The organism is Pyruvatibacter sp. HU-CL02332 (assembly GCF_040362765.1).
Taxonomy (GTDB): Bacteria; Pseudomonadota; Alphaproteobacteria; order CGMCC-115125; family CGMCC-115125; genus Pyruvatibacter.
Map to the genome: position 1 here is coordinate 2,115,933 of NZ_BAABWK010000001.1, position 25,603 is coordinate 2,141,535.

The 25,603-nt window shown below is 58.1% G+C and carries 17 protein-coding genes; 7 read left to right on the forward strand and 10 right to left on the reverse strand.

Annotated features, from left to right (window positions below):
• Window positions 1-131: 131 nt before the first annotated feature.
• A complete protein-coding gene (locus ABXH05_RS10085; protein WP_353560886.1) occupies window positions 132-791 on the reverse strand; it encodes a TetR/AcrR family transcriptional regulator in 660 nt (219 codons plus the stop codon).
• Window positions 792-914: 123 nt separating this feature from the next.
• On the opposite strand from ABXH05_RS10085, the gene ABXH05_RS10090 reads away from it, so the two are divergent.
• From ABXH05_RS10090 to ABXH05_RS10100, 3 genes are read left to right on the forward strand one after another with little or no spacing between them, the layout of a single operon-like run.
• Window positions 915-2,405 (forward strand): GMC family oxidoreductase, encoded by a 1,491-nt coding sequence (locus tag ABXH05_RS10090; protein WP_353560887.1) that lies wholly within the window; start codon window positions 915-917, stop codon window positions 2,403-2,405.
• A gap of 33 nt (window positions 2,406-2,438) precedes the next feature.
• On the forward strand, window positions 2,439-3,089 hold the full coding sequence (locus ABXH05_RS10095; RefSeq protein WP_353560888.1) for a 2-hydroxychromene-2-carboxylate isomerase: 651 nt from the start codon (window positions 2,439-2,441) through the stop codon (window positions 3,087-3,089).
• Window positions 3,090-3,142: 53 nt separating this feature from the next.
• On the forward strand, window positions 3,143-3,937 hold the full coding sequence (locus ABXH05_RS10100) for an SDR family oxidoreductase (RefSeq protein ID WP_348137400.1): 795 nt from the start codon (window positions 3,143-3,145) through the stop codon (window positions 3,935-3,937).
• 70 nt (window positions 3,938-4,007) lie between these two features.
• Here ABXH05_RS10100 and ABXH05_RS10105 read toward each other — a convergent pair whose 3' ends face one another.
• Window positions 4,008-5,078 carry a YeiH family protein gene (locus tag ABXH05_RS10105; RefSeq protein ID WP_353560889.1) on the reverse strand — a complete coding sequence of 357 codons (1,071 nt, stop codon included), beginning with the start codon at window positions 5,076-5,078 and terminating at the stop codon, window positions 4,008-4,010.
• A 243-nt stretch (window positions 5,079-5,321) separates the two neighbouring features.
• Between ABXH05_RS10105 and ABXH05_RS10110 the strand changes: the two genes are divergently transcribed.
• Window positions 5,322-6,248 carry a beta-keto acid cleavage family enzyme gene (locus ABXH05_RS10110; protein ID WP_353560890.1) on the forward strand — a complete coding sequence of 309 codons (927 nt, stop codon included), beginning with the start codon at window positions 5,322-5,324 and terminating at the stop codon, window positions 6,246-6,248.
• Window positions 6,249-6,276: 28 nt separating this feature from the next.
• On the opposite strand, the gene ABXH05_RS10115 is transcribed toward ABXH05_RS10110, so the two are convergent.
• The 6 genes from ABXH05_RS10115 to ABXH05_RS10140 all read right to left on the reverse strand — a co-directional run bounded on the left by ABXH05_RS10115 (window position 6,277) and on the right by ABXH05_RS10140 (window position 15,669).
• Window positions 6,277-8,274: a hypothetical protein gene (locus tag ABXH05_RS10115; RefSeq protein WP_353560891.1), complete on the reverse strand. Its 1,998-nt coding sequence runs from the start codon at window positions 8,272-8,274 to the stop codon at window positions 6,277-6,279.
• A gap of 9 nt (window positions 8,275-8,283) precedes the next feature.
• Entirely contained in the window at window positions 8,284-9,789 is a 1,506-nt protein-coding gene (locus ABXH05_RS10120) for an MBOAT family O-acyltransferase (RefSeq protein ID WP_353560892.1), read from the reverse strand.
• A gap of 12 nt (window positions 9,790-9,801) precedes the next feature.
• Complete coding sequence (locus ABXH05_RS10125; protein ID WP_353560893.1) at window positions 9,802-11,061, reverse strand: tetratricopeptide repeat protein; 1,260 nt, start codon at window positions 11,059-11,061, stop codon at window positions 9,802-9,804.
• Window positions 11,058-12,323 (reverse strand): hypothetical protein, encoded by a 1,266-nt coding sequence (locus ABXH05_RS10130; RefSeq protein ID WP_353560894.1) that lies wholly within the window; start codon window positions 12,321-12,323, stop codon window positions 11,058-11,060. Before ABXH05_RS10130 ends, ABXH05_RS10125 begins: the two co-directional genes overlap by 4 nt.
• Before the next feature lie 169 nt (window positions 12,324-12,492).
• The gene (locus ABXH05_RS10135) at window positions 12,493-14,079 is read right to left on the reverse strand and encodes a glycosyltransferase (protein ID WP_353560895.1); all 1,587 of its coding nucleotides are present in this window, start codon (window positions 14,077-14,079) and stop codon (window positions 12,493-12,495) included.
• Between the two features lie 9 nt (window positions 14,080-14,088).
• Complete coding sequence (locus ABXH05_RS10140) at window positions 14,089-15,669, reverse strand: hypothetical protein (RefSeq protein ID WP_353560896.1); 1,581 nt, start codon at window positions 15,667-15,669, stop codon at window positions 14,089-14,091.
• 365 nt (window positions 15,670-16,034) lie between these two features.
• On the opposite strand from ABXH05_RS10140, the gene ABXH05_RS10145 reads away from it, so the two are divergent.
• Entirely contained in the window at window positions 16,035-18,182 is a 2,148-nt protein-coding gene (locus ABXH05_RS10145) for a DUF4114 domain-containing protein (RefSeq protein ID WP_353560897.1), read from the forward strand.
• 82 nt (window positions 18,183-18,264) lie between these two features.
• Here ABXH05_RS10145 and ABXH05_RS10150 read toward each other — a convergent pair whose 3' ends face one another.
• Both ABXH05_RS10150 and ABXH05_RS10155 read right to left on the reverse strand, forming a co-directional pair.
• Entirely contained in the window at window positions 18,265-18,828 is a 564-nt protein-coding gene (locus ABXH05_RS10150; RefSeq protein WP_353560898.1) for an NUDIX hydrolase, read from the reverse strand.
• Window positions 18,828-20,294, reverse strand: coding sequence for a mannose-1-phosphate guanylyltransferase/mannose-6-phosphate isomerase (locus ABXH05_RS10155; protein ID WP_353560899.1), 1,467 nt, complete (start codon window positions 20,292-20,294; stop codon window positions 18,828-18,830). The genes ABXH05_RS10150 and ABXH05_RS10155 overlap by 1 nt, the downstream gene beginning before the upstream one ends.
• 407 nt (window positions 20,295-20,701) lie before the next feature.
• On the opposite strand from ABXH05_RS10155, the gene ABXH05_RS10160 reads away from it, so the two are divergent.
• Window positions 20,702-22,126 carry a nucleotide sugar dehydrogenase gene (locus tag ABXH05_RS10160; RefSeq protein ID WP_353560900.1) on the forward strand — a complete coding sequence of 475 codons (1,425 nt, stop codon included), beginning with the start codon at window positions 20,702-20,704 and terminating at the stop codon, window positions 22,124-22,126.
• 235 nt (window positions 22,127-22,361) lie between these two features.
• The gene (locus ABXH05_RS10165; protein ID WP_353560901.1) at window positions 22,362-25,601 is read left to right on the forward strand and encodes a PAS domain S-box protein; all 3,240 of its coding nucleotides are present in this window, start codon (window positions 22,362-22,364) and stop codon (window positions 25,599-25,601) included.
• Window positions 25,602-25,603 lie beyond the last annotated feature (2 nt).

The following is a 25,603-nucleotide window of genomic DNA, read 5'->3' on the forward strand; positions in this document are numbered from 1 at the left end:
GCAACGAACGGCAAGTAGGGGTCTCATGGCACAGCGGGCAACGCCAGACTTTGACCAAGGCGAACGGCCACGGAGGCATTCATGCCTCGATGGAATCCAGTCTCCGAGCGCCACCACCTAATGGAATCCGCCTAGCCGGTTGCTTCCCGCAGCGCCGGTTGGTTTGACGCGCTTTCGAGCGCGGCCTCGAAGTCGCGCTTGGCGGATGCGGTGAGGCAGGGGAGCAGGACCGCGAAGTGTTGCTGGATGCCGCGTTCCTGGTCCGACCAGGTAATCTGCTGCAGCCCTTCTGAATCGCGCAGATAATCCATCCAGTAACGGCTGATGATCCACAGCGACCGGGTCAGCACATCCAGATCAATCGACAGGTCGCGTCGGAACAAGTCATCTTTCTTGATCCGTCTAAGCAGGCTTTCGAGTTCCTGATAATCCGCCACTTCTTCAGCGTTAGGCTGGTTGGCTGTCGCAAGGTCCGCCAGAAGCGCACGGTCTCGCAGCAAAAACCGATTGTCCCAGGTGATCTCCATCCCAAACAGGAGATGCTCCACATAGTCATCCTGAATGGTGCCCGGTTTGAGACTGGCCCGGCGCGACTTCGTCCGCAGCCGTGCCTGATCCTGCAGCTTTGTCGCCAGGTCGATCTTGGTAGGGAAGTGATAGGTGAGGTTTCCCTGCGAGATGCCTACCGCCAGTGCGATCTGCGTCAACGTCGTTGAGGCATAGCCCTTCTCGTTGAACATCCGGCGTCCGGCTTCAAGAATCCGGTCCGCAGTCTTCGCGCGCGATTTCATAAAACAGCGAGTCTCCCAAATACCCTGAGAAGGGTGTGTTGACGAATTAGGTTATACAACCTAAATATAGGTTACGGTACCTAATTACGCTTCAGACGGTCAGCTATTTTGCGGAGACGCCCGATGGGTCAGAAAAACAGACATATCGTCATTGTCGGCGGCGGCACGTCGGGCACTGTGCTTGCGGCGCGCCTCAGCGAGGCCGCGGACCTGTCCGTCACGCTTCTTGAAACCGGCCCGGACGATGATACCTACGGCACTGACGTTCTTGAGCCAGCCCTTGCAGCAGACGCATGGTCAGGTGCGACCCCCATCGCCATCAATGTCATGGCGACCCAGTCCGGCGTCATCCCCATGCTGCAGGGGCGCCTCATCGGTGGCACCTCCGCCGTCAATGGTCTGGCCACCCTGCGCGGATTGCCAGGCGACTATGACGGCTGGGCCGCAGCAGGCCTTGACGGATGGGGCTGGCAGGATGTGGCTGATACATTCATTGCCGCCGAGCGCGATATGGATTTCGGCGCGTCGCCCCTTCATGGCGATGCCGGGCCTCTGTCGGTCCGCCGGTGGCGCCGTGACGAACTCAGCCATGCTCAGCGCACCTATTATGATGCGTTGGTCGATCATGGTGAGGCAGCGGTCCATGACGTCAATGACCCGTCGCAGCTCCCCGGCATTGGTGTGTTCCCCGTCACGATTGACGAAAACGACAAACGGCTGACCACAAGCCTAGCCTATCTCACGGCGCAGGTGCGTGCCCGGGAAAACCTGACGATCCGTACCAATGCGGAGGTCGGAACCATTGCAGTGGAAAACGGTCGTGCGTCAGGCGTCATCCTGACCTCGGGCGAACATGTTGAGGCAGATGAAGTCATCCTGGCGGCAGGTGCCATCTCCTCGCCTGTTGTATTGCTGCGGTCAGGTATTGGACCCGCGGATCAGCTGTCGCAGCACCACATCAAGCTCCAAGCAGACCTTCCTGTCGGCGCCACCATGAGTGATCATTTGGGCCCCGGCATTCCCTATCGCCATGACGGACCGCGCGGCGGGGTTGGCGGCCCGGCTCAGGTAGTGCTCGTGGGTGCCTCCAACGGAACAGACGTGGACTATCACGCCTTCCCCATTGCCCCTGCACCGACGGATGATCAGACAGATTTCATGATGGCCGTCTTCCTCATGCGCTCCAGCGGACGCGGCAGCGTGCGCCTGGGCGATACATTGGATGCCGATCCAGTCATCACGGCACCGCCTCTGCCTGACGATGCGCCCGAGCGCCTTCGCCACGGCTTCGACCGGATCGATGCGTGGGAACGGTCAAGCCATGCCCAGGAGCTGGGATGCCAGCCTGCAGAGCCCCATGATCTCACAGCCCCTGATGCAGTCAGCAAGGCCTTGGAGCGTCTCACCCTGAGTTACTACCACATGACCAGTACCTGCCCCATGGGACCGGTGCTTGATGCGGATTGCCGGGTTCACGGAATCCAGGGCCTGCGGGTGGCCGATGCCTCCGTCATGCCCACCATCCCGACGGGCAACACCTATCTGGGCTGCGTGATGGTTGCCGAGCGCGTGGCCAGCAAGATGTTGGCCGAACAGGCCGCACGGCGCCCGTAGATCAAACCAAACACCAAAGGAAGGAACGCAGATATGCCAGCGAACATTGACGTCTTCTGGTCGTTCAGAAGCCCTTACTCCTATCTGATTACGCCGGACCTGCTGCGCCTGCGTGCGGACTTTGACGTAACCGTGGCCCTGCGCCCGGTGATGCCAATCGCCATACGTGACAAGGCATCTGTGTTTGATGCGAATGACAAGAAGCGCCCGCGCTACATCGTCATGGATTCACTGCGTCGGGCCGAGCTTCTGGGCCTCCCGATGACCTGGCCTAAGCCGGACCCGATTGTTCAGGACAGGGAGACCTTCGAGGTGTCGGAGGATCAGCCCCGCATCTGGCGGCTCACTGGCCTGGGCGTTGAGGCAGAGCGCCGTGGCAAGGGCATTGATTTTGCCCGCGCGGCATCAGCCGTGATCTGGGGCGGCACCCTCGATTGGGATAAGGGCGATCATCTTGCGAAAGCAGCTGCAGAGGTCGGCCTTGATCTTGCGGACATGGAAGCCGCCATCCAGCCCGAAGAGATAAAGGCCCAGGTCGAAGACCACCACGCCCAGTTGGAGGCCGCCGGACATTGGGGCGTTCCCACCATGGTGTTCGAAGGCGAGCCGTTCTTCGGCCAGGACCGGGTGGACACCCTGCGCTGGCGGCTGGAGCAGAAGGGCGTGCCCGCACGAACCAAGTAGCGCGTAACTCACAATATTCTTTGTACAGACGGACGAAAGAAGAGGATCAGGAAATGGACCTGCAAATCAAAGGTAAGAAGGCAATCATGGCTGGCGGCAGTGCCGGTATGGGACGGGCGACAGCGGAGCGGCTGGCCGAGGCTGGTGTCGACCTGGTCATCACCGCGCGCCGCGAAGAGCGACTGGTGACAGCGGCAAAGGAAATCTCTGAAAAATACGGCACCAGCGTCACGCCGGTGGTGGCTGACTCATCGAAAGAAGAAGGCCGTCAGGCGCTCTTCGCAGCCTGCCCGGACCCAGACATCCTGGCCATTACGATCAAGCCGCCGGCACCCAACGGCGACTTTCTGAAGGTGACGCCGGAGATGTGGCGGGAGTCCGTCGAGACGGCGTTGATCGGACCCATCGAGATCATGCGCAACTATATTCCGGCGATGAAGGACAAGGGCTGGGGCCGCATCGTGAACATCGCCACGTTCTCGGCCAAGAATCCGATGATCTGGCGTCTGATGTCAGGCCCGGCCCGCTCGGCGCTGATCAACTACACAGCCAGCGTGTCCCGCGAAATCGCCAAACATGGCATCACGCTCAACAACCTCTTGCCCGGCATGTTCCAGACGGAAGGAGCGAGCGAAATCATGAAGGACTATGCGGACGCGTTCGGTTTGGAGCGGGACCCAGAGGTCGTGCGCCCACACTTCATGGCGAACAACCACATTCCTGCAGGTTTCATTGGCGAGGCTGATGACCTGGCGCCGTTGGCGGCGTTCCTCTGCAGTCCGCTCGCGCGCTTCATCGTGGGCCAGAACATCGTGATCGATGGCGGCCAGCACTACTCGCTCTTCTAGACGCCAGGAAAAACCGGTTGGCCAGCGCAATGCTGGGCAACCGGTCTCTGGTTCGGTGTCTGCGTGCCACCTAGGCCAGAAGATAGATACCTGCGACCACAAACAAAAAGATCCAGCCGGTTTCAACGGCAACCAGCCCGATGGGCTTCCAGCCCACGGCAAAGACCTGCCGCAGCGATGTTTTCATGCCCAGCGCTGCAATGGCAGTCACAAGAAACCAGCGCGACGCATCCGCTGTGACAGTGCGGATGTCCTCTGGGATCGTGCCGGTGCTGTTGACCAGGACCAGAACCGCGAAGCCGATCAGGAAGTAAGGTATCTGGACGCGCTTCTCGCCCACCGGTCCGCTGGTGCTGCTGACAACAGCCGCAATGATGAAGACAACGGGAAGCAGCATGGCGACCCGCAGCAGTTTGACATAAGTCGCTATTTCACCCGTCTCGTCAGATATCGTGTAGCCCGCGCCCACCACCTGAGCCACGTCATGGATCGTGCCGCCCAGAAAGATGCCCGCGGTGGCATGGCTCATGCCGAACGACTCCGCAAAAATCGGATAGACGACCATGGCCACTGTGGAAAAAGCCGTCACCAGAACCACGGTCAGGATGGTATCTGCTTCCAGTCGGGATGATTTGGGCAGGACCGATGCAATCGCCAGCGCCGCAGACGCGCCGCATATGGCAACCGCGCCACCTGAGAGGACACCAAATGTAGGGTGCAGTCTCAAGGCTCTGGCAAACGCCCATCCAAGAAAAATCGTGGTCGCAACGCCACCCAGCACAATGACAACCGGCGCAGTGCCAAGCCCGGCCAATTGATCGAGGGTTATGCGCACGCCAAGAAGTGCCACACCAATCCGCAGGACCGTGCGCGAGGCAAACTCGATGCCCGCAAGACACCGGCCGTCTTCATGCAGAAAGTGGAATGCCATCCCTAGAAGCAGGGCAAAGAGCATGACGGGCGCATCATAGCGCGTCGCCAGCCAGGTTGACGCCAGTCCAATGGTGGCCGCAACAAGCAAGCCCGGATAGACAGCATAGATCAGGTCGCCCTTGGGCAGTCTGGCAAACCCGCGAGGTGTTGCCGTTTCTTCTACAAGGACAAGGCCTTCCATGCTGTCGAGGGACTGCAACTGATCCACGGACAGTGATCGCCCGCCGGTCCTCGTTGACTTTGTGTTTCGTCCCATGGGCAACCGATGCACACTGTTATGCCGCCACCCGCTTTGCGGCGAAGCGGGGGCATTGGAGAGTTGATATGCAAACGGTATGCGGCATCCCGGCCAAATAGCAACCGGATCATTTGTCTGGCGCAGGTGTGTGTGGTCTCATCTGCCTAATCGGGATTTGCCGCAGAACGGACGCAGGACCAGCAGGAACCTAAATTGACAAAAACCAATGTTGCGGGCTTGCCGCTGATCATCGAAGCCTCATTGAACGGCTCAACCAGCAAGAAAAAGAATCCGTCTGTTCCCTATAGCGACGACGAAATTCTGCACGATGCTGTGGCCTGTATGGAAGCCGGCGCTGCCTTGATACACAATCATACGCAGGAGCCCATCATTGGCGGCACGGGTGTTCTGGACCCGGAGCAATATGCGCGGCCCTGGCGTGAACTTCTCAAAGTTCGCGGCGATGCCATCCTGACACCCACAATGCCGGTCGGGCAGGAAGGTGTCTCTGTAGAAACCCGCTACGCTCATGTGGAACAGATGGCCAAGGAAGGCCTGCTGGCTCAGGGGCTGTGTGACCCTGGCACTTTCAACGCGTCAGTCATGGGAGAAGACGGCCTGTTTGCACCCAGCACCTATCTCTACCGCAATGATATGCGCGACTCGCGCTACTACGTGGAAACCTGCCGGCGTCTCAATATCGGTCTCAGCATCTCGATTTTTGAACCGGGTTTTCTGAAATTCATCCTGGCCTATGACCGGGCGGGCAAGATGCCTCCGGGCGGCATGCTGAAATTCTACTTTGGCGCCATGGATCTGCCGTTCGGGCTGCCGCCCTCTGCGGCCAGCCTTGAGGCCTATCTGGGCATGATGGGCGAGTGCACCCTGCCGTGGCTGGTCTCCAGCTTCGGCGATGATTGCGTCGGCTGCGGCCTTGCGGAAGAAGCCATCAAGCGCGGCGGTCACGTGCAGGTTGGTCTGGAGCCCTATGACGGTGACCGCTGCCCAACCAATGTAGAGCTGGTTGAAGAAGTTGTTGCGGTAGCCAAAAGCTACAACCGTCCAATTGCGACCCCCGAGCAGGCAGCAAAAATCCTGAACCTGCCAACTCACCCAGTTGCCTATGCACAGGTGAGCTAGCCAGCCAGTCGAGCCTGCTTATGCGTTTTCACATCGGCTTGGACGCGGAGAAGGTGAACAGAGGATTGTCGGTGAGGAAGGCATCAGCACTGCCATAGTCCCACTCTTCCTGAGAGGCACATCCGTTACTTGTGCAGTGAGCCAGGGTCAGGGTGAGTTTGAACGCCCCCTTGGGATCATACAGGCGCGCATAGGTCAGATGTTGATCACTGGAATGCGCCCCAGGCAAAAGGCGGGCATATCTGCGTCGCATGGCATCATCGGCAAATGCATCCCACCCGGCACCGGGCATCCAGCGCGGGCTGGTCGGACCCGCCCCATCCATATCCCGCGACAAGACAGTTCCGCTTGAAAGAAGTGTTGTGAGGCGTGCGCTGACGCCGGTCTTCTGATCATTGCTGAGCAAATCTGACACTGTGCCCGCACCTTGAAGGCCCAACAGGCTGATGCCAGCATGATTGAGGTCTTCATATCGCGGTGACTTTGACACTTTCTGCGCTGGCCGGTGAACCGAGATGCCAAGGTCTTTGGTCCAGCCCGCGTAATACTGGTCAGGCCAGTATCGCCATAGCGCACCATCTCCAGTGCGCGTCCAGGTGGCTGTGAAAGAATTGACCAGTTGCATGGCGCGCGCGCCACTTCCCGGCACCGCATCATCTGATCCCGCCAGAACGGCAGCCCAGCTCATCTGCCAGTTCCACGGCGCCCACAGGCCGTCATACCTGAACGGTACGCCGCGCTGTATCCGGTAGAGCTGTGCGCTCTGGTCAAAATCCTGCTCATAGGCGCCGATTAGGCATTCGGCGTTGTCTTTCACCTGTTTGCGCAGATCTACCGAACACGCACCTCCCAACGCGTCGCAACTGGACAGGAGGGCGCCCGCAATCATCGCCTGGTTGATGAGAAGAGAGACCGGCGTTGTCTTGTCCTTGGAATAGATGCGAGACGCCCATGCGCATTGCGGGTTGGCGCCGCCTGTGATGCCAAGGTCAGCATTGCGCTGGCGCAAGGTGCGCGCCATCGCCGTACGGGTAAGAGCCGAGAAGGCGGGGTGACCTGTGCGAGCATAAAGTGTCGCAAGCGACCGTGTCCTGTAGCTCTGGCTCCAGCTCTGTTTGCCGGCAGAATCACTGGCAAGCGCCATGGGTTCCCCGAACCCTTTGAGAAGACTGCCGGTCGTTGCATGAAACAGGCTGCGCGCATTATCGTTCCCGTCCACCAGCAACACGGGCACCGCGTCCGCATTGTCCGCAGGCCATCGCTTGAGAACACTCTTGGGCAGTAGCCCGCTGGCGAGGAGCGCATCCGCATCCCCGGTGTAAAGAGGTGTCAATTGCCCGTCAGCGATGTTTAGTCTGTACAGGTCACTGCCATTATCAGCATCGCAGTGCAGCTGCAGGAGCAAACCCTCATCGGTGACCTTTGGCTTGAGGACGGCGCATCCGTCCACCTGTCCAATACGAGAAATGTTCTCGACTGTCGGCCGATCCGGTGTCGTGGTCAGAGTCCAGAATTCCGTCCTTTGGGTATCTCGATCAAAAATCGACACGGTGATCCGTGGCCCTTTGAACGTCAGCAAGTGCACGACGCTCAGCCGCGGCCAGTCGTGAATCTTTACGTCATTGAGGTAGAGTTGAACGCGAGCCTTTGGACCTTTGGGCGTCTTCAGATAAACAAAATCTCCCGCCCGGTTTGTCTTGAAGCCCGTGCGTCGGACCACGTCCGTGAGCGACCGTCCATCCACAACCCGTTGACCGTTGAAGGCAATGGTCTTGTCGAACCCGCCCGCCTCCCAGCGCGCGATGGTTTCCATACCGCTGCTGCGTTTCACTGACACCAGGCCGGGGCCGGTCAGGTTCTTGATGGTCAGCAGCTCGGTACCGGTGTCAAAGCTGTTGCCGGACGCAGACTGGGTGATTGTCCAGTCGGTTTTCCTCGGCTCTACAGGCGGTTGAGCCAATGCCTGAGAAGACAGGCCCAACGCCGCCACGAGAAGACAGAGTGTAAAGACAGGTATGTCGCGCATCGTCTTCTCCTAGAAGTTGAAATAGATGAACTCAGTCAGATCATCGAGCCGATACATCTGAATGATCGAGGTGAGCGTGATGGCGAAAATCGCCATGGACCACGCCGGCGATGGGCGCCACATGAACCGCTGACCATGCGCGACGACCTTGCCCAGCGCATCGCGCACATCGATGACCGGACGGTACTTGCGCACAAGCTCAATGGCGTTGGGGGCAAACAGGCAGATGGCAGCAAGGCCCACTGCCTGCATCCAGAACACGCTGGTATCCGTCAGGACGGATTCCCATGGCTTCAGCACATAGACCTCGTTCAGGCCGAACATGCCTTCGAGGATCAGCACCGCGCCGGTGAATGTTTCCGCACGAAAGAACACCCAGGCCACAATCACCGCCAGAAGCGTCAGACCCTGGGCAACGATGCGGGCAAGGGGAGCAGGCAGATAGCCTGCAAACCCGCTCTTACCGGCAACGGCAGTCCAGGCGTGGTTGATCGTGAGGTAAAACCCATGCAGCGCACCCCAAAGAACAAAGTTCCAGCTGGCACCGTGCCACAGCCCACCAAGCACCATGGTGGCAAACAGGTTTACATAGCGCCGCGACGGGCCATTCCGGTTGCCGCCAAGAGGGATATAAAGATAGTCCCGCAGAAAGCGTGACAGGGTGATGTGCCAGCGCCGCCAGAACTCCACGATGGATTCTGATTTATAGGGCGAGTGAAAGTTGATCGGCAGACGAATGCCGAACAGGCGTGCAAGTCCAAGCGCCATGTCGCAATAGCCTGAGAAATCGAAGTAGATCTGGAAGGTATATGCCAGCGCGCCTATCCAGGCGGCTTCCATCGGTACGGCATTGCCCGCATCAGCCAGCCCGAATACCGCATTGGCCATGGGTGCCACACCATCCGCAAGGACGATCTTCTTGAACAGGCCGATGCCAAACAATGTGCCGCCAATAGCAATGTTCAGGAAGGCGCGACTCTGGAAAATCGCCAGCCGGAATTGCGGAATTGTGTCTTTCTGCAACACGATCGGACCCGCGATCAGCTGCGGGAAGAAAACAACAAACAGCATGTAGCGCGAGAAATCGCAGTCCGCGATGCGGTCCTTATAGGTGTCGTACAGAAACGAAATTTGCTGAAAGGTGAAAAACGAAATCGCCAGAGGCAGCACGATGCCAAGCATCGACAGGTCAGTACCTGCAACGGCATTCATGTTTCCGATGAGAAAATCGGCGTACTTGAAGTAGGCCAGCGTTGCCAGATTGCCGACAATGCCAAGCCAAAGCACAAAGCTGCTCTTCTCGCGGACCAGCATCTTGTGCAGCAGATAGTTGATGCCCACAGAGCCCAGCAGCAGGGCAAGGTGCGCAACGCTCCACCACGCATAGAATGCCAGGGAGGCGGCTATCAGCCACCAGATGATGCCGCGTTCCCATCCAAGCCAGCGCAACACAAAGAAACCGGCAAGGGTCGGAGGCAGAAACAGGTAGATAAACTCGAGGGAGCTAAAGACCATGGGAAGTGCCTCCTAAGGCTGCATCTGTGTTGGGGGGAAAGTGAAGGCGGAGCCAAGCTTGCTCATGTCCGGCCGCACGAAACGCTCGTTTGACGAGACTGTGTCCCGGCGCAGTCGGAGGTCAGAGAGCAGGGTCTGCGACCCACGATGACCAAGCTCAACACCCTGCTTCGCCAGGTCGATGGCTTTCTGGATGTCGCGGGGCACGAGATCCCCGGTGGCATAGAGCCGCGCGAGTTCAGCCATGGCGCCCGCATGTTTTGCGTCAACACCACGCTCAAACCAGATCACGGCGTTGTCGCGGCTAAGGCCGTATCGACCAGCCAGATGATATCGGCCCATGGCTGTCATCGCGCCGCCATGGCCAAGGGATACGGCGCGCCGCATCCAGGCCAGCGCCCGGCGCACCTGGGTGGTATCGGTTTCTGTCGCAAGTATCAGGCGGGCCAGATCGTGCATCCCGCCGGGGTCGCCCAGCTCGCTGGACCTTTGCAGCCAACGACGAGCCGTCTTGATGTCCATGGCGACAAAGTCACCATCGCGATACAGGCGCCCAAGAACCTTGGAAGCACTGCCCGAGCCGCCTCGCGCTTTGTCTTGCAAAGATGCGAGCGCCACCATGGCCAGTGCGTCAGCGCGTTTGGGGTCTGCGGGAAGGCCCGCCTCGCCACGTTTCAGAATGCGTGCGAACTTGATTGCTGCAGCTTCTGACCCAAACGCAGCAGCAGCTTCATAGTGTTGAAGGGCCTTGTCCAGATTACGATCGGTGCCCAGGCCACGCTCAAAATGCGTGGCAAGCTGAAGGTGAGCCTTTGCGTACCCCCAGTCCTGGGCACGGTCGAACCACGAAACCGCAAGCGCATTGCAGTCTTCACCAACGGAGCGTTGATATAGCCTGCCCAGCTCATAGGCCGCTTCGCCCCGTGCTGGAAAGTCGTATTCCACGGCCAGGAGCAGGGCATCGCGGGCTGCATCCAGATCAATGGATGTGCCCCAGCCGCGCATATGCGCCCGACCAAGCTGCAACAAGGCTGAGGGATAGCCGCTATTGGCGTGCACTTTAAGAATGTCAAAAGCGTCTTTGGCCTGACCTGCAGATCGCAGGGAACGGGCGCGCTTCAGATCAGCTTCGATTGTCGTGTTGTACGCCGCAGCAAGCGGAGCTGAGCCATCATCCTTAAGGGCTACCCAGCTTGCGACCAGCGCGGCAAGTGCAATGGCGCCAACGAGAATGGCGGGTGGTTTGGTGTTGATGGTTGGGAGCGTGCTCATTCTGCGGCCCTCCAGATGCGGCAGGCAGTGCCCTCGCGCATGGTGACAAGGTCGTCTGAAATTTCACGGGTCTGATCGGACGCATGGACCGGGCAGGCGATATCCGCCCGTGCCAGGTGGGCAGAGCGTGCGGCCATGCTGTCAGCATCTGCCACCTGCAGGGTCTCACCCACAAGCAGGCGGGCTACCTTCGAGTTGAAATGGTAGGCATCCGTGAAACGCGACAGATCGCGCGTCAGGTGATTGTCGTAATCAAAGTCGACGACCGGTGCGAGATGCGCTAGACGCAGCCGGAAATTGAGGTTGGCTTCCGCCAGACCGTAACTCTCGATTTGCTGCTGCATCTCCGTGATGGTCGGCGGGATAACGAAGATCAGGTGTACGTCATTCTCGGATGCCCAGTCGGCAATCGCTGCAACTTTCTCCCAAAGCTGCTCTTCGAAATTGAAGGAGCGCCAGTCGGAGCGGGCATTCTTCGTGACCTGCCGCGCATAAACCTCGGGTAGGTCGCGGTCGACGACATTAATGTCAAAAATGCCAGACCAATGATCCAGCCCATCCCAGTGACGTGTGCGTCCCAGATATCCCCGGCCGTAGGTGCCGGTACGAGTTTCCAGAAAAACACACCCGCAGCTTTCGCTGATGCGTGCCAGGTCAGACGGCGCTGGTGCTGCTGCACGGGCCGGCTGCACGAGACGTGGCCGAAGGTCAGCTATTGCGGTCGTGACATCAGGATACCGCGCAGCGAGATTGCGCCATCCGATCTTCGACACAAACCAGCTTGAGTAATATTCGAAGGGATTGTTTGCGAGTCTGATCGCTTCGGGAACACGGTTCTGCCCGGCCTTGTGGTCAATATCAAAGCTGCGCAGCTGAATGCCGACCACAAGCGTCTTGATCTCAGGATCAGTCTTGATGTGCTCGAAAGTTGCGTGGATTTCGTCAATGTTGGCGCCGCCATAGGCGAAGTTGAAGGCGCCGCCGGCACCAAGTTCATGCCAGTACTTGTCGCGCAGGGCGCGGGCCCGGCTGTCGCCAAGCACAACAAGGTCGGCCTCACGCTCGCGATACCGAAGCATCTTCCAAAGCGGATAATGCGCCTTCTCGCTGACCTTCTCCTTGTAGAGGTCAAGGTCCACCACAGGGGCCCGGTCATAGGGATCCACGGCAAGATTGAAAGCGACAGGCCCAAGACCTGCGAACAGCGCAAGGACAATGGCTGTCGTTGCGATCTTGCCGGTGCTTGTGAAAACTGAGGCCATGTCTTGCTCCAAAAACGATTGCGTTCAGGGAGAAGGGAGCAACGCTTATGCCATGCCACCAGGCAGAAAAAATCGTCGATTTACCGCCAATAACATGGACAACAGAGTGTTAATGCAGCACGCGGTGCCGCGATCTGCACCAGGTGAAATTCGCAAATTGCGATGGTGCCTAGAAGGCCAGCAGCGACTGAAGCAGCGCCCGGCTGGGAATGTCCGAAAGCCCCGCATAATGCATGGTGATCACCACGAGAAGGGCCACGGAAGTGGCGGTGCACCAGGACGCCATGGTGTCACGGGCGACTTCCACAAACGAAGCGCCGCCCATGCCTGAGGACTGGTTCCCGCGATTGGTCCATCGCTGCTTTGATAGGCGGAAAATGCAATAGACCTTCACGGCCGCGTTGATCAGCTGATTGAAGTACAGGATCCACGGATAGGACAGGTGAACCCGTCTGGAATAGCTGAACAGGAAGAGAGACAGCAGCATGCGGCTGAGCGAAATGAAGATGATGTAACCCGCCAGATACCCAAAGCCCTGGATGAATGTCGCCAGGAGCGCCAGTACCGGACTAACCAGCATCGTCCACATGGACAGCCGCTGATCCACCAGACACCACCAGATGAAGAACGGCATCCTGTTTGGACCAAGCTTGATGGCCCGCGCCCCGTTGCGCAGCATATTGCCCGACCATCGGCGGAAGTTCTGCACCATCCGGTCAAGTCCCGACCCTTCGATGACTTCAACCGTGTATCCCAAAGCGTCGGGCACATAGGTCATGCGCGCGCCATGGGAGAGCATGTAGTACCAGGTGCTCTTGTCGTCGCCAGACAGAAACCGGAACTTGCCCCACAACCAGTGCTCCAGATGATCGGCCTCAAGCAGGCGAATGAACTCAAGTTGCAACAGGTGCTCCGCGCGAAAGATCGACATACGACCGGTGAGGGTGAGCACGCGCTTGGAAACAGCATGAGACTGCATGGCGATGCGCCGCTGGGAAAACCGCATCTTGAGCCATGTCTCAATCCAGCGGGGCCCGATGCAGATGACTTCTTCGTCAGTTGTGCAGGCCTGCAGTTCGGGATCAATCTTGAACAAGGGCATGCATTTACCAATGGCGCCCTTGCCCAGAATGAAGTCCCCATCCATGAAGACAATGAGGTCATTCTTGTCCACCGGCAGGCGGTTCATTGCCCGCAGGACCAGACCGATGGCCGCGCGCTTGCCGCTGACATTCTGGCGGATGATGCGCAGCGTCAGGTCAATATCCCCGGCTTCGCGTTCAAGGAAGTCAATGATGATGTCTTCGTCAAACCGGTCAGAAGAGCCCAGCCAGATCGTGGCGGGCGTATCTGCGTCGCGCACCTCGCGAATGATCGAACGCACCACTTTTTCAGTGATGTCGCGGTGCTCCTTGTAGGTGGTCATCATGAAATGCAGATGGCCCGGCCGCCAGCCGTCGCGCCAGACCTTTTCACCTTCCGCGCGCATGCGTGGGTAGATGAACCGTCCATAGATGAAAGCGCGGATGGCGTGCGTAAACCACCAGCCATATCGCCATATGCCAAGGCCACCAATGACCAGCGTGATTGTCTTCGTTTCCGCATCCCAAACCGGGTTGGGCAGCAGCAGAACACCGAGCAGACAGCACCCGAAATAGAAGCCCACATGATAAATCGCAGCAGGGGTCCATTTGGCCCAGCCGGTCGCCCAGTTGGTCGGCTCATCCAGATTGGAAACGGTGTCCCACTTGATCATGATGCGCGCCTAGTCCGCATTGGCGATGCGGGTGTACATCGTACCGGTGGACCGTTTCTGGAATACGACAATGGCCGGAAGCCCAGGCAAAAGCTGGGCTGCATCATCATCCTGTTTTTCAAGCAGTCTGAGAGATACGGATGCCGATCGCTCCTCGGGGCCATTCCATTCATAGGTTGCTGTCGCCATATCAACCCCCATGGAACTGCGATCTATGCGAACGACCTGTGCGGGTACATAGCGGTTAAGCGCCGGCAGAAAGACACTTGCCGTGTCGTTCATGCCAACACGCAGCACCTCTTCCTGCTTCAAATAGGCAGTGACGGTTGCAGGCGCATCCTTGCGCATCAGGGCTATGGGCTTGTTACGTGCCAGAGCCTGGCCGCCAATGCTGAACACCTTGGCGATATAGCCATTGAACGGCGCGCGCACGACCAGTGCCTTCTCGGCGTCTCGCAGGAGGTCAAGCCGGCTTTCCGCAACTTCAAAAGCACCACGCAGGTCATCAATATCCAGCATCAAAACGTCCAGATCGCTGATGAATTCCTTGTGGTTGTAGTGGCGGCGTTCCGACGCTGAATTCATTGTCGTGGCCAGTTCAAGACCAGCTTCGGCTTCCCGCAGACTGGCAGCCGCTTTCATCTGCCGTTCTTTGGCTGCATCCCACTGCGCGCGGGTGGCAAAGCCTTTCCTCCATAGCGGCTGGATGCGTTGCAGATGACCGTCGGCGGCCTTGAGCGCTTCGCGGCGCGCCTCAAGACGTGCTGTGGCGGTGTCATGGTCAACCTGGCTGACAATCTGATAGAGCTTCAGGCGTTCCGCCTCGATATCATACTGTTTTTGCGCACGACGAAGATCATCGCGGGCTTCACGGCTACGGATTTCAGCTTCGCGAATACGTGCTGTCAGTTTTGTGTCTTCAATGCGCGCTAGTTCCTGGCCTGCGCGCACCGGCATCCCTTCTTCCAGAACGATAGGCTGTACGATGCCATCCACTGGCATGCTTAGGACCTGAAGCGGGGCAGACACGACAGCCGTCTTCACTTCAAGCTGCGTCGTGTTGGAATAGATGAGTGCAGCCGAATATCCAAAGATGCCCAGACCCAAAGAGATATAGAGGCCAGTCATGGCAATCGTCTTCAAAGGCCAACGTGTCACTCCCATGGTGTCCGTTGGATTGGGATCGGGCTGTGTGGAGATGGGCGTCACAGGCACATCGATCCGGCAGATGGTGTCGTCCACCGTTGCCATTTTCCCGCGGATGAGGTCATCCAGGAAGTGGCGAAGCAGATCGTGGCCGCGCTCGCTCAGTGCAGGGTAAGAGCATGCGAAAGACGCTGTATCTTCATCGACACGCAGAATTTCAATTTCTTCAGAGAAAGAAATGTTGAACCCCTGGAACGGCAGTTCGAGACCAACCTGAACCAGGTCGCCCACCTGCGGCAGGTCACCGACGAAGCTATCCATCCGGAAGCCGCCAATACCCCAGTCAGCGGCTTGCTGAGCGTTCTGCCCTTCAAGGGAAACGACAAGCGGGGCTGTGACGCGGTGGTGGCGCCTCTGGCAGGGTCTTTCTCGAATGATTTGCATGTGGTCATTCCTTTTCCACACAGGAATGAGCAATGGCCATGCCAGCAACGTGGGCCTTCCATGAGGGAAAAAGCGGCTGAAAACAGGGGTTTTTGGGTGTGGGTCGCAGGCTTCATGGCTCGGCCGCCGTTGCAATTTGCAAATCGCCACATCGCTTGTTGCAGGTCGCGATGGTTTTGCCGACCTCCGACATGCCGCCGCACTGCGACGACTTGTCGGGTTAAGATTTTGTTGAGCACACAAACCGCAGAAGCCTGCGGGTTCTTAACGGCCCGCTCGTCGCAAGGGATCATTCGTATGCGGATGGCACATCGCTTGTAATTCACCTCCCCGGACAAGTCTGTCAAATACAAGGGAGTACTCCAATGGCGAGTCTACCAGCAACGCATCCCCTCATAGGGACGCGCGAAGACGACAACCTGCAAGGGACCCGACACTCGGACGTGATGTCCGGTAAGCGCGGTGACGACGTCATGACCGGGTATACCGGCCATGATGAAATCTGGGGCGGGCAGGGCAACGACTTGATCTATGGCGAAAGTGGCAATGACTTTCTCTACGGATCTGGCGGCCCGAACCTGGTGCAGGTTTCAACAATATCGATCGTGGATGACTACCCCGTCTCCGTGACCTTTGAAGGCGAGACGGCCGGCTATCGAAACAGTTTTGGCTACTACAAGATCAATGGTGACACTGGAGAAATCTACGATGTCAGCATGATCTGGGAAAACGCATCCCTGCAGGGAAGCGGTGGTAACCTGATAGCTGGCGAAAGCCGCGAATATCTTGACGTGAGCGAAGGAGAAAGCCTCGGCTTCTTCATCGTGTCGAATGGCTACAGCTACAACAACTTTGCAGCCTTGGAAGGCGGGGCGCTGGCATTCGTTGATGCGGATGGAAGTAACGCCACACTGAACAGCATCAATCCCCGCCTTGTTCATACTGCCGACGATGGCACGCAGACAGAAGTGCGCCATCACCAGTATCACACGGCGGCATTCGACGACACGGTGGGTCTCAACCCGGATGGGTTGCTGCACACCACTGGTGTTCTTAAAACCGATGCTGGCACATTGACCCTCGGCTTTGAAGATCTGTTCAATGGCGGCGACCGCGACTTTGATGACTCGGTCTTCACCGTAGATATCGGCACCACCAACGCCCAGGTGCTCAATGCCCACTATCGCAGCCAGCAGGGCCTGCCTGACAATACCTATGATGGTGACGGCAATACGCCGGGCATTGTTGATGTTCAGGACAATGACATCCTGTGGGGTGGCACCGGCAATGACGAAATCTGGGGCCACAAGGGCAATGACCAACTGCACGGTGAAAACGGCACCGATGAATTGCACGGCGGCAGCGGCGACGATTTGCTGACCGGCGGCAGTGGTGCCGATGTGCTGTACGGGAACCTCGGTGCCGACACCCTTCGCGGGGACAATGGCAATGACAGGCTGTATGGCAATTCCGGTGACGACAACCTCGATGGCGGTGGCAACAATGACCGTCTGGAAGGTGGCTCCGGTAACGACACCCTTGAGGGCGGCATCGGCAATGATGAATTGCTTGGCGGGTCCGGCAATGACGTGTTGTCCGGCGGCAATGGTGACGACAGTCTCGTTGGCAACAGCGGAGACGATCAGCTTTCCGGCGGTGCCGGCAGCGATGATCTTCAGGGCAGCAGTGGCAATGACACGCTTGACGGTGGGTCAGGTCATGACACCCTGACGGCGGGGTCCGGCGATGACATATTGCGCGGTGGGTCGGGCAACGACCAGCTCAACGGCAATAGCGGCAATGATGTGCTCAATGGCGGCTCCGGCAACGACATCATCAATGGCGGTTCCGGAATCGACACTGTCGATTACAGTGGCTGGGACACCCGCGTGACCGTCAAGTTGAAGGAAGGCGCCACCAAAGGCGACGGCACCGACACATTGATCAACATCGAAAACGTGATCGGTACCGACCACAACGACAAGATCATCGGTGATTCCAAATCCAACGAAATCAATGCCGGCGACGGCAATGATTACGCCGCAGGACACGCTGGCGATGACATCGTATATGGCAATGCCGGCAACGACTATCTGCTGGGTGCAGGCGGCGCCGACATGGTGTTCGGCGGAACCGGTGATGACCTTCTGAGAGGTGGCCGGGGGTCTGACCAGCTGACAGGTGGTGCAGGCAATGACGAACTGTGGGGCGGTGGGCTCAATCAAGCCGACGGCAAGCAGGATACCTTCTTCTTCGACATTGGCAGTGGGTCAGACACCATCGCCGACTTTGAAGTCGGCATCGACATCATTGCCTTCGCCGATGAGCTGATTGGCGACACTCTGGAGTTCCTCACCTCTCTGTCCGACAGCGAGCTGGGAGCCGTTATGGACCTGACGGTCTTTAACGGTCAGGAAGGTGATCAAGTTGTTTTCACCGACCTTACGACCAGCGACTTCCAGAACATGACACTGGCAAATGTAACGGGGGATGATTGGGCCTTTCTGGCCTAACCCAACCCTGCACAAACACAAAGCCAGGGCGGTGATAAACCGCCCTGGCTTTTTGCTGTCCAGCTGTGTTCGTCCTTAGTCGTCAGATAAACCCATGCAGTGAAGCAAGGCCGATGATCGCCGCATGATTGAGCAGGCCCACTTCTCCCTGTCGGAAGCGGTTCACAAGATCAGCGCTGGGAATCAGATCAATCTGCATGGTCTCGAGGTCACCGGAGTTGGCGGTTTGCTCGCATGTGACGCCCCGCACCAGGAAGAAGTGCCCTGTGCAGATCCGCAGGTTCCCATTGACCACGAACGAACCTGCATCCGTCCAAACACCGCCGCCATACCCCGTTTCTTCCAGCAGCTCGCGGCGCGCCGCTGACAAAGCCGTCTCTTCGGCATCGATCATGCCACCGGGCAAGGTGAGCGAAGATCGCCGCAGGCCATGTTTGTATTGGCGAACGCACACGACGTCACCAGAGGTGGTCAGGGCCAGAGCAACGACAAAGTCAGGGATGTGGAGCTGGTAGTAGTCATCCACCTGTTTCCCGTCAGGCAACTCAATTGCCTGACGGGACAGGCGGAGCCAGGGTGACGCATCAACGACAGGGGACTCGCCGAGGACACGCCACGCCTCACTCGCTTTTGAAAGCCGGGTCATTACTCGGCTGCAGCGAAACCGGCGTTGTTGCCATTGGCGGGTGCACGTCCATAGACGTCCTCCAGACGCACAATGTCGTCCTCGCCAAGATAGTCGCCAATCTGCACTTCGATGAGATGGACCACTTCACTGCGGTGGTTCTCCAGCCTGTGCACTTCACCGACTTCTATGAAAACATGCTCTCCGGCGCCGATGTCGCGGGTTGTTTCACCTACGGTCACGGTTGCCGTCCCGCCAACCACAACCCAGTGTTCTGCACGCCTGTGGTGAAGCTGAAGGGAGAGCTGACCGCCGGGCGCCACTTCAATATGTTTGACCTGATGTACCGGGCCATCATGCAGAGACCGGTACGCCCCCCATGGACGCACCACCCGCGACTTGGGGTTAGCGCCAAGCTTCGCGGCCGCCAGAACTTCCTTGGCAACATCGCCCACTTGCTGCGCATGGTCCTGATTGGCCACCAGCAAGGCATCCGGCGTATCGATGATCACCACATTTTCAAGTCCAATGGCGGCAACTGGGCGATCCCCGTCGCTGCTGACGTGAACATTGGTGCAATCCGTAAGATGTCCGTCAGTTTGGGATGCAAAGTCCGGGTGGGTGGCGATGGCTGCCCAGTTACCCACATCGCTCCATTCATAGGACACCCGGATCATGCCGGCACGATGTGTGCGCTCCATGACTTCTCGGTCAAATGGTTCAGCAGGTGCGTCACCAAAGACGTCACCGAGCTGCAATCCAAAAGGCGTGAGCGACACCATGGACAGTGCCTCACGGGCGCAAGCTAAGGTGACAGGCGCATGTTCTTCCAATTCCGCAATGAGTGTGTCAGCGGTTGCAACAAAGACACCGCAGTTCCAGTGCATTTTGCTTGACTGAACAAACATCTTGGCGCGCGGAAGCGATGGCTTTTCGTGAAACTGGCTGATGGTGAAGGCTGTACCGGTGTCGTCAAGGGCATCGCCTGCCGCGATATAGCCATACCCGGTCTCCGCGCAGGTCGGGACGACGCCCAGGGTCATAATCAAATTGTTCTGTGCGTGCGTTGCTGCATCCTCGAGAGCAGCATGGACTTCCTCTTCAGGGTTACACACATGGTCAGCCGGCAGGATCGCCATGACAGCGTGACCACCATGACGGGCTTTCACCTCAAGGGCAGCCGCCGCAATGGCAGGAGCCGTGTTGCGGCCTTCCGGTTCGATTATCATGTCGACCCTGCGGCCAAGGGCTGTCGCTTGCTCCCGAGCGAGAGGAGCCGTGTCTGCACCAACAAAGAGCATGGGCGTCTGCGCACCGGCATATCCCGCAGCGCGTTCAATGGTGCGCTGAAGCAGTGAGTGTTCGCCGCCAAATGTATGGAACTGCTTGGGGCAGGCCTCCTGAGATACTGGCCACAGGCGGCGACCAACACCGCCGCAAAGAATGACTGGAACGAACGGCGTTTTGCTGGCGTCAAATTTGGGCATCGGAAACTCCATCATTGAGTGCGAAAGAACGGACGTGCCGGTACATCGCAATCACCGTTCCAAAAGCCCTTGATTGATGAATGCCAGTGTTTGTGGGCTTTTTCGGCAGATGTCTTCCATCCACCCACGTCGGAACAGCGGCACGTTTCGCGATTTGCGGCAGTAAGCGACGCAACCTGCATCGTCCTCACAAAGGGGGTAATCCGACCGTCCAATACTGCTGGCGTTGGCCCCCGTGACACCCATTGCAATTTGCTGAATAGCGTCTTGCAAACCGCGGTGCTTATGAGAGTCCGGTGGAGCTTGCATCCGAAAAAACCTCAGAAGAGAGCGGTTTTTGGCGATCTGCCGACTTGGCATTGGCACTGCAGATCAGTTGGCAGATACGTCAACCGATGAGGACAGTCATGAGCATTATCGATCTAGCGAGCGAGCGTGTGCGCCGCGAGACTTTCAACCAGCCAAAAGGTAAGCCGGCTGCGGCGCCTGCTTACAAGTCAAGCATCAGCGTCTTTGGTCTTGGATATGTGGGTGCTGTGTCAGCTGCCTGTCTGGCCGACACCAACCACCGGGTGGTCGGCGTTGACCCAGATGTGCGCAAAACAGCGATGCTTGCCAATGGCAAAGCCATGATGGTGGAGCCGGGTCTCGATGACCTTCTAAGCAAGGGTGTGGGGGCTGAGTTGATTGGTGTTTCAGCAGACGCTGAATACGCTGTCTTCAACAGCACCGTGAGCTTTGTGTGTGTCGGTACACCAAGCCGGGAAGATGGCAGCTGCGACATTGGATATGTCGAAGACGTGGCCCGCTCCATCGGCAAGGCGATCCGTGCCAAGAAAGAGTTCCACGTCATTGCCTTCCGCTCGACCATTCCTCCAGGGACGTGCCGTCAGATCCTCGGCCCGATCATTGAAAAGGAATCCGGCGGCGTCATGGGCGAGGACTTCGGTATCGCCTTTCACCCCGAGTTTCTTAGGGAATGCACGGCAATCGAGGATTTCTACAATCCGCCTAAAACCGTTGTTGGCGCTTCCGATGAGCGCACACAAGGCATCATCGCGGACATCTATGCCGGTGTGGACGACAACGTCCTGTTCACCAGCATCGAAGCAGCCGAGATGGTCAAATATGTCGACAACACCTGGCACGCCACCAAGGTCTGCTTTGCCAACGAAGTAGGCCGACTGGCCAAGGCCTGCGGCGTAGACAGCCATGAGGTGATGGATGTGTTTGTGCAGGACACCAAGCTTAATATCTCGCCTTACTACATGAAACCCGGGTTTGCCTTTGGCGGCTCATGCCTGCCAAAAGACGTGCGTGGCATGTCAAAGCTGGCGCGCACCATGAAGGTTGATGCACCGCTGATTGATTCACTGCATTCAAGCAATGACGGTCAGATCATGCACGCCATGTCGCTAGTTCAGCGTACCAAACCCAGGACCGTGGCTCTCTTGGGCGTCACATTTAAGAAGGGTACGGACGATCTGCGCGAAAGCCCAATGCTGACCCTGCTTGAAATGATGATTGCCGAGGGTCTGGACGTCCGTGTGTTCGACGAGAACCTCGACCTGGACACAGCGCTGTCCCATCACCTCGCCCATTCCAAGGCCGGCAGCGGAAATGCCGGTGGCCTCGCGGCCGAAATGCCCAAGCTGGTGGCCCAAAGTGCCGTCGAGGCGGTGAACGCCGCCGACACGGTCATCATGGCCCATGCAGATCCTGCTTTTGCCCGGGCCGTTGAGGCGCGCAAAGGGGAAGTGCGTGTTGTGGATCTGGCCCGGGTCTGGCCAGAAGCGCCAGCATGGCCTGGATATGACGGTATTTGCTGGTAAGGCCCAGTTTTCCAAGAAGCGGTTTGCAACGGTGGTGCCTCCCAAAATGCATCGCCGTTGCAAAATGCAATAAAATGTGTTGCAGTTTGCAACGCTCTACAGCGTCATTTGCTCTGGCCGCACGGCGGAAAAGTCGGCTAATGCATTGATTTTGTTTTGTTTTTGTTAGGGCTCAGACCTCATTGTGGGGCTTGGTCCGGCAAGTGCTCTCCTTGGACCAATCAGGAGACGCAAAATGCAAAACTTCAAAGATCGGCACGAAACAGCCACGCTAGCTGGGATTGCCGGATTGGTCCGCACCACCAGGGCAGTATCGGGCATCTTGGATGTCGCGGTTTATGAGGCCCGCGCCAATCGCTGGATTGGTCCAGACGGTCTTATCCAGCCGAATGTGATCGGTGAGACCAGAGAAAAGCTGCAGGCAGACTGGCGCCAAAGCGATGTCTCAGATGTGACCGAAATAGTGTCAGCAGATGGTCAGTCGCTGGGGTTCCTGTCAGGTGCAGGGCTCAACGACTTTGCCGGAGCAGCCGGCATTGCTGCTGCATGCGGCAACCTGATGACGGCAGCAGACAGCGTGCGTCTGTTGGCGGATACACTCGATGTGTTGCCTGACGCTGTAGAAGTTTTTGATTCCAACGAAAAACAGCTGCTCACCAACGAGGCGTTCCGTCTTCGCAGCAACGCCGGCGGTCGCGCCGACAGCTATCGTCGGACCCGTCCGGTGCGTGACGGCTACACCGTTACCCTCGATACAATGATCCCGGCCTTCGAAGAACGCGATGCGGCGCTGAGCAGAGCGCATGCAGTAATTGCGCGTGTCGAGCGGCTGGCAAAGATCGGCTACTTCGTCTTCGACACCGAAAACCTCCAGATGACGGATCTGTCGCCAGGCATCTTCAGCATTGCAACAAGCCTCGACCCGACCCAGGGCGGGTTGAGCTACGGTGAACTCCTCGACCGGGTCCATCCTGACGACCGTGACCGGGTCGCGGAAAGTACCCTGCGCAGCATTGAGAACGGTGAACATTTTGAGATCGAGTTCCGGGCCATAACCGCCGATGGAGGCATTCAATATCTGTGGCTGACCGATGCCACAGTTCCAACCACGGTTGGTCAGAAGCCCCTTCGCGTCGGCATCGTTCAGGACGTAACTGATCGCGTCGAACGTGAAGCCGCATTGCGCGAAAATATCGCCTTCCGTCAGGCCGCGACCGAAACAGCCCTGGACTGTGTTGTCACCATTGATGCCGAGGGTGTGATCCGCGAATTCAATCCAGCTGCCGAAGCAACATTTGGCTTCAAGGCGGCGGATGTCATCGGCACACAACTTGGCCAGACAATCATTCCGCCCACCATGCGGGATGCGCACCACACCGGGCTCGCACATTATCTCAAGACCGGTGAGCACCAGGTGCTTGGTAAGCGTATTGATGTGCCGGCGGTCTGCGCCGATGGGTCGGAGCTCACCGTCGAGTTGGCCATTACACCCTTTGAAGTGAATGGCGACCGTTTCTTTACTGCCTATCTGCGTGACATCACGCAGCGTCTTGCAGAGCAGGAAGCGCTGACGGCCTCAGAAACAAAGTACCAGGGTCTGTTCCATAACTCTGCCGACGCCGTGTTCATTCACGACAAGGACGGGAAAATTCAAGATGTGAATGAAAGCGCCGTCGCGATGCTGGACCGCTCGCGCGATGAGCTGCTGTCCATGTCACTTCCCGAGTTGCACCCAAAGGAAGATCATCCAATTGCCCGCAAGGCATTGCGCGAGGTTGCGAGGAACGGCAAATGCCGGATGAATATCGGCTTCTTGAAAGCTGACGGAATGGTGGTTCCCGCAGAAGTTCGTGCACGCATGTTTGATGGTCCCGATGGGCCCATGATCCATGGCATCGCCCGCGATGTATCAGAGGCACATATCCGTGCAGAAGAATTGCGCGTTGCAAAAGAGCAGGCGGAGGCCGCCAGCGAAGCCAAATCCCGCTTCCTTGCAACCATCAGCCATGAAATTCGCACGCCGCTCAACGGCGTGATCGGCGGCTTGGGGCTTCTGGCAGATACAAATCTCGCTGGTGACCAGGCGGCCCACACAGCGCACGCGCGCAACGCAGCCGAAGGCCTTTTGTCATTGATCAATGACCTGTTGGATTTCGCAAAAATCGAGGCAGGCCACGCCACGCTGGAAGTCGCAGGCTTTGACCTTTGGGACTGCGTTCATCGCGTGGTCGATATCATCAAGCCTATATCCCAGCAGAAGAAGCTGCCGGTCATGGTCGACATCGATCCCGGTGTCCCGCGTTTTGTGTCCGCTGACTCGAGCCGCCTGCGCCAGATATTGCTCAATCTGCTGTCCAACGCCGTGAAGTTTACAGAGCAGGGTTCAGTGCGTGTTCTGGTTAGTGCTGAGGAGGGGGCGACAGACACGATTTTGCGCTTTGCAATCGTGGACACCGGCATTGGCATTCCCGATGACATGCGCGATCGGCTCTTTGGTGACTTTGTTCAGCTTGAATCTGACTATCGTCGCCGCTTTGGCGGAACCGGTCTGGGTCTCGCCATCTCCAAGCGGCTCACATCCTTGATGGGCGGGGCCATTGGATTTGAAAGCGATGCAGGGCGGGGCAGCACGTTCTGGTTCACCTTGCCGGTCAGCGTTTCAGAACAGCAACTGGTGGGCAGCGACAAATCTGCGTCCCACGAACCCGGCAACCTTGAGGGCCGTATTCTTCTGGCAGAAGACAGTCAGACAAATGCCTATGTTGCTCTCGCCTTGCTGCGCCAAAAGGGTGCCCGCGTCGATCACGTGTCCAATGGGGCTGAAGCCATCGAAGCCATGAAGGCACGCGCCTATGATCTGGTGTTGATGGATGTATCGATGCCTGAAGTAGACGGCATAGAGGCAACGCAAACCATCAAGGCTCTTCCCAGCTGCGCGAATGTCCCCATCGTCGCCATGACAGCCCATGTGGGCGAAGAAGATCGTCGTCGCTGCTTTGAAGCAGGTATGGACGACTATGTGATCAAGCCGCTTGATAAGGCGACATTCCTGACCACGGTTTTCAACTGGTTGCCATCGACGTCTTTGGGCGAGGTTGGCGACCCTGCCCAGGCTTCGCACGCGAAGCAGGATCTGCAGTTCATCGATTCGGATCATTTGGCGGTCTGCTGGGATGGCCTTGATCAGGCGACCAAGCAGGAGATCGTTCAGCTTTTTGGCGACGAGATGAAAGAGCGTATTGCGGCCCTTCAACAAAACGCAGGAACTCCAATTGAGTTGAAGCGTCAGGCACACTCACTTAAGGGCGCGGCGGCCAATGTTGGCGCTAACTCCCTGGCCGATCTGGCTGCTGAAATTGAAGAGGCCATCGCGAAGGAGCGTCCCTTCGTTCAAATGGCCGACAAGCTGAGTGATATCAGCACAAGGACACTGCAAGAACTTGAAACCCACATCAGCATGGCATCCGTGCACTAGGA

Coding starts and splice junctions, on each gene's coding strand:
- ABXH05_RS10085 (WP_353560886.1), bottom strand. CDS start 791: ATGAAATCGCGCGCGAAGACTGCGGACCGGATTCTTGAAGCCGGACGC.
- ABXH05_RS10130 (WP_353560894.1), bottom strand. CDS start 12,323: ATGGCCTCAGTTTTCACAAGCACCGGCAAGATCGCAACGACAGCCATT.
- ABXH05_RS10100 (WP_348137400.1), top strand. CDS start 3,143: ATGGACCTGCAAATCAAAGGTAAGAAGGCAATCATGGCTGGCGGCAGT.
- ABXH05_RS10155 (WP_353560899.1), bottom strand. CDS start 20,294: ATGCCCAAATTTGACGCCAGCAAAACGCCGTTCGTTCCAGTCATTCTT.
- ABXH05_RS10115 (WP_353560891.1), bottom strand. CDS start 8,274: ATGCGCGACATACCTGTCTTTACACTCTGTCTTCTCGTGGCGGCGTTG.
- ABXH05_RS10165 (WP_353560901.1), top strand. CDS start 22,362: ATGCAAAACTTCAAAGATCGGCACGAAACAGCCACGCTAGCTGGGATT.
- ABXH05_RS10140 (WP_353560896.1), bottom strand. CDS start 15,669: ATGCAAATCATTCGAGAAAGACCCTGCCAGAGGCGCCACCACCGCGTC.
- ABXH05_RS10125 (WP_353560893.1), bottom strand. CDS start 11,061: ATGAGCACGCTCCCAACCATCAACACCAAACCACCCGCCATTCTCGTT.
- ABXH05_RS10095 (WP_353560888.1), top strand. CDS start 2,439: ATGCCAGCGAACATTGACGTCTTCTGGTCGTTCAGAAGCCCTTACTCC.
- ABXH05_RS10150 (WP_353560898.1), bottom strand. CDS start 18,828: ATGACCCGGCTTTCAAAAGCGAGTGAGGCGTGGCGTGTCCTCGGCGAG.
- ABXH05_RS10090 (WP_353560887.1), top strand. CDS start 915: ATGGGTCAGAAAAACAGACATATCGTCATTGTCGGCGGCGGCACGTCG.
- ABXH05_RS10160 (WP_353560900.1), top strand. CDS start 20,702: ATGAGCATTATCGATCTAGCGAGCGAGCGTGTGCGCCGCGAGACTTTC.
- ABXH05_RS10120 (WP_353560892.1), bottom strand. CDS start 9,789: ATGGTCTTTAGCTCCCTCGAGTTTATCTACCTGTTTCTGCCTCCGACC.
- ABXH05_RS10145 (WP_353560897.1), top strand. CDS start 16,035: ATGGCGAGTCTACCAGCAACGCATCCCCTCATAGGGACGCGCGAAGAC.
- ABXH05_RS10135 (WP_353560895.1), bottom strand. CDS start 14,079: ATGATCAAGTGGGACACCGTTTCCAATCTGGATGAGCCGACCAACTGG.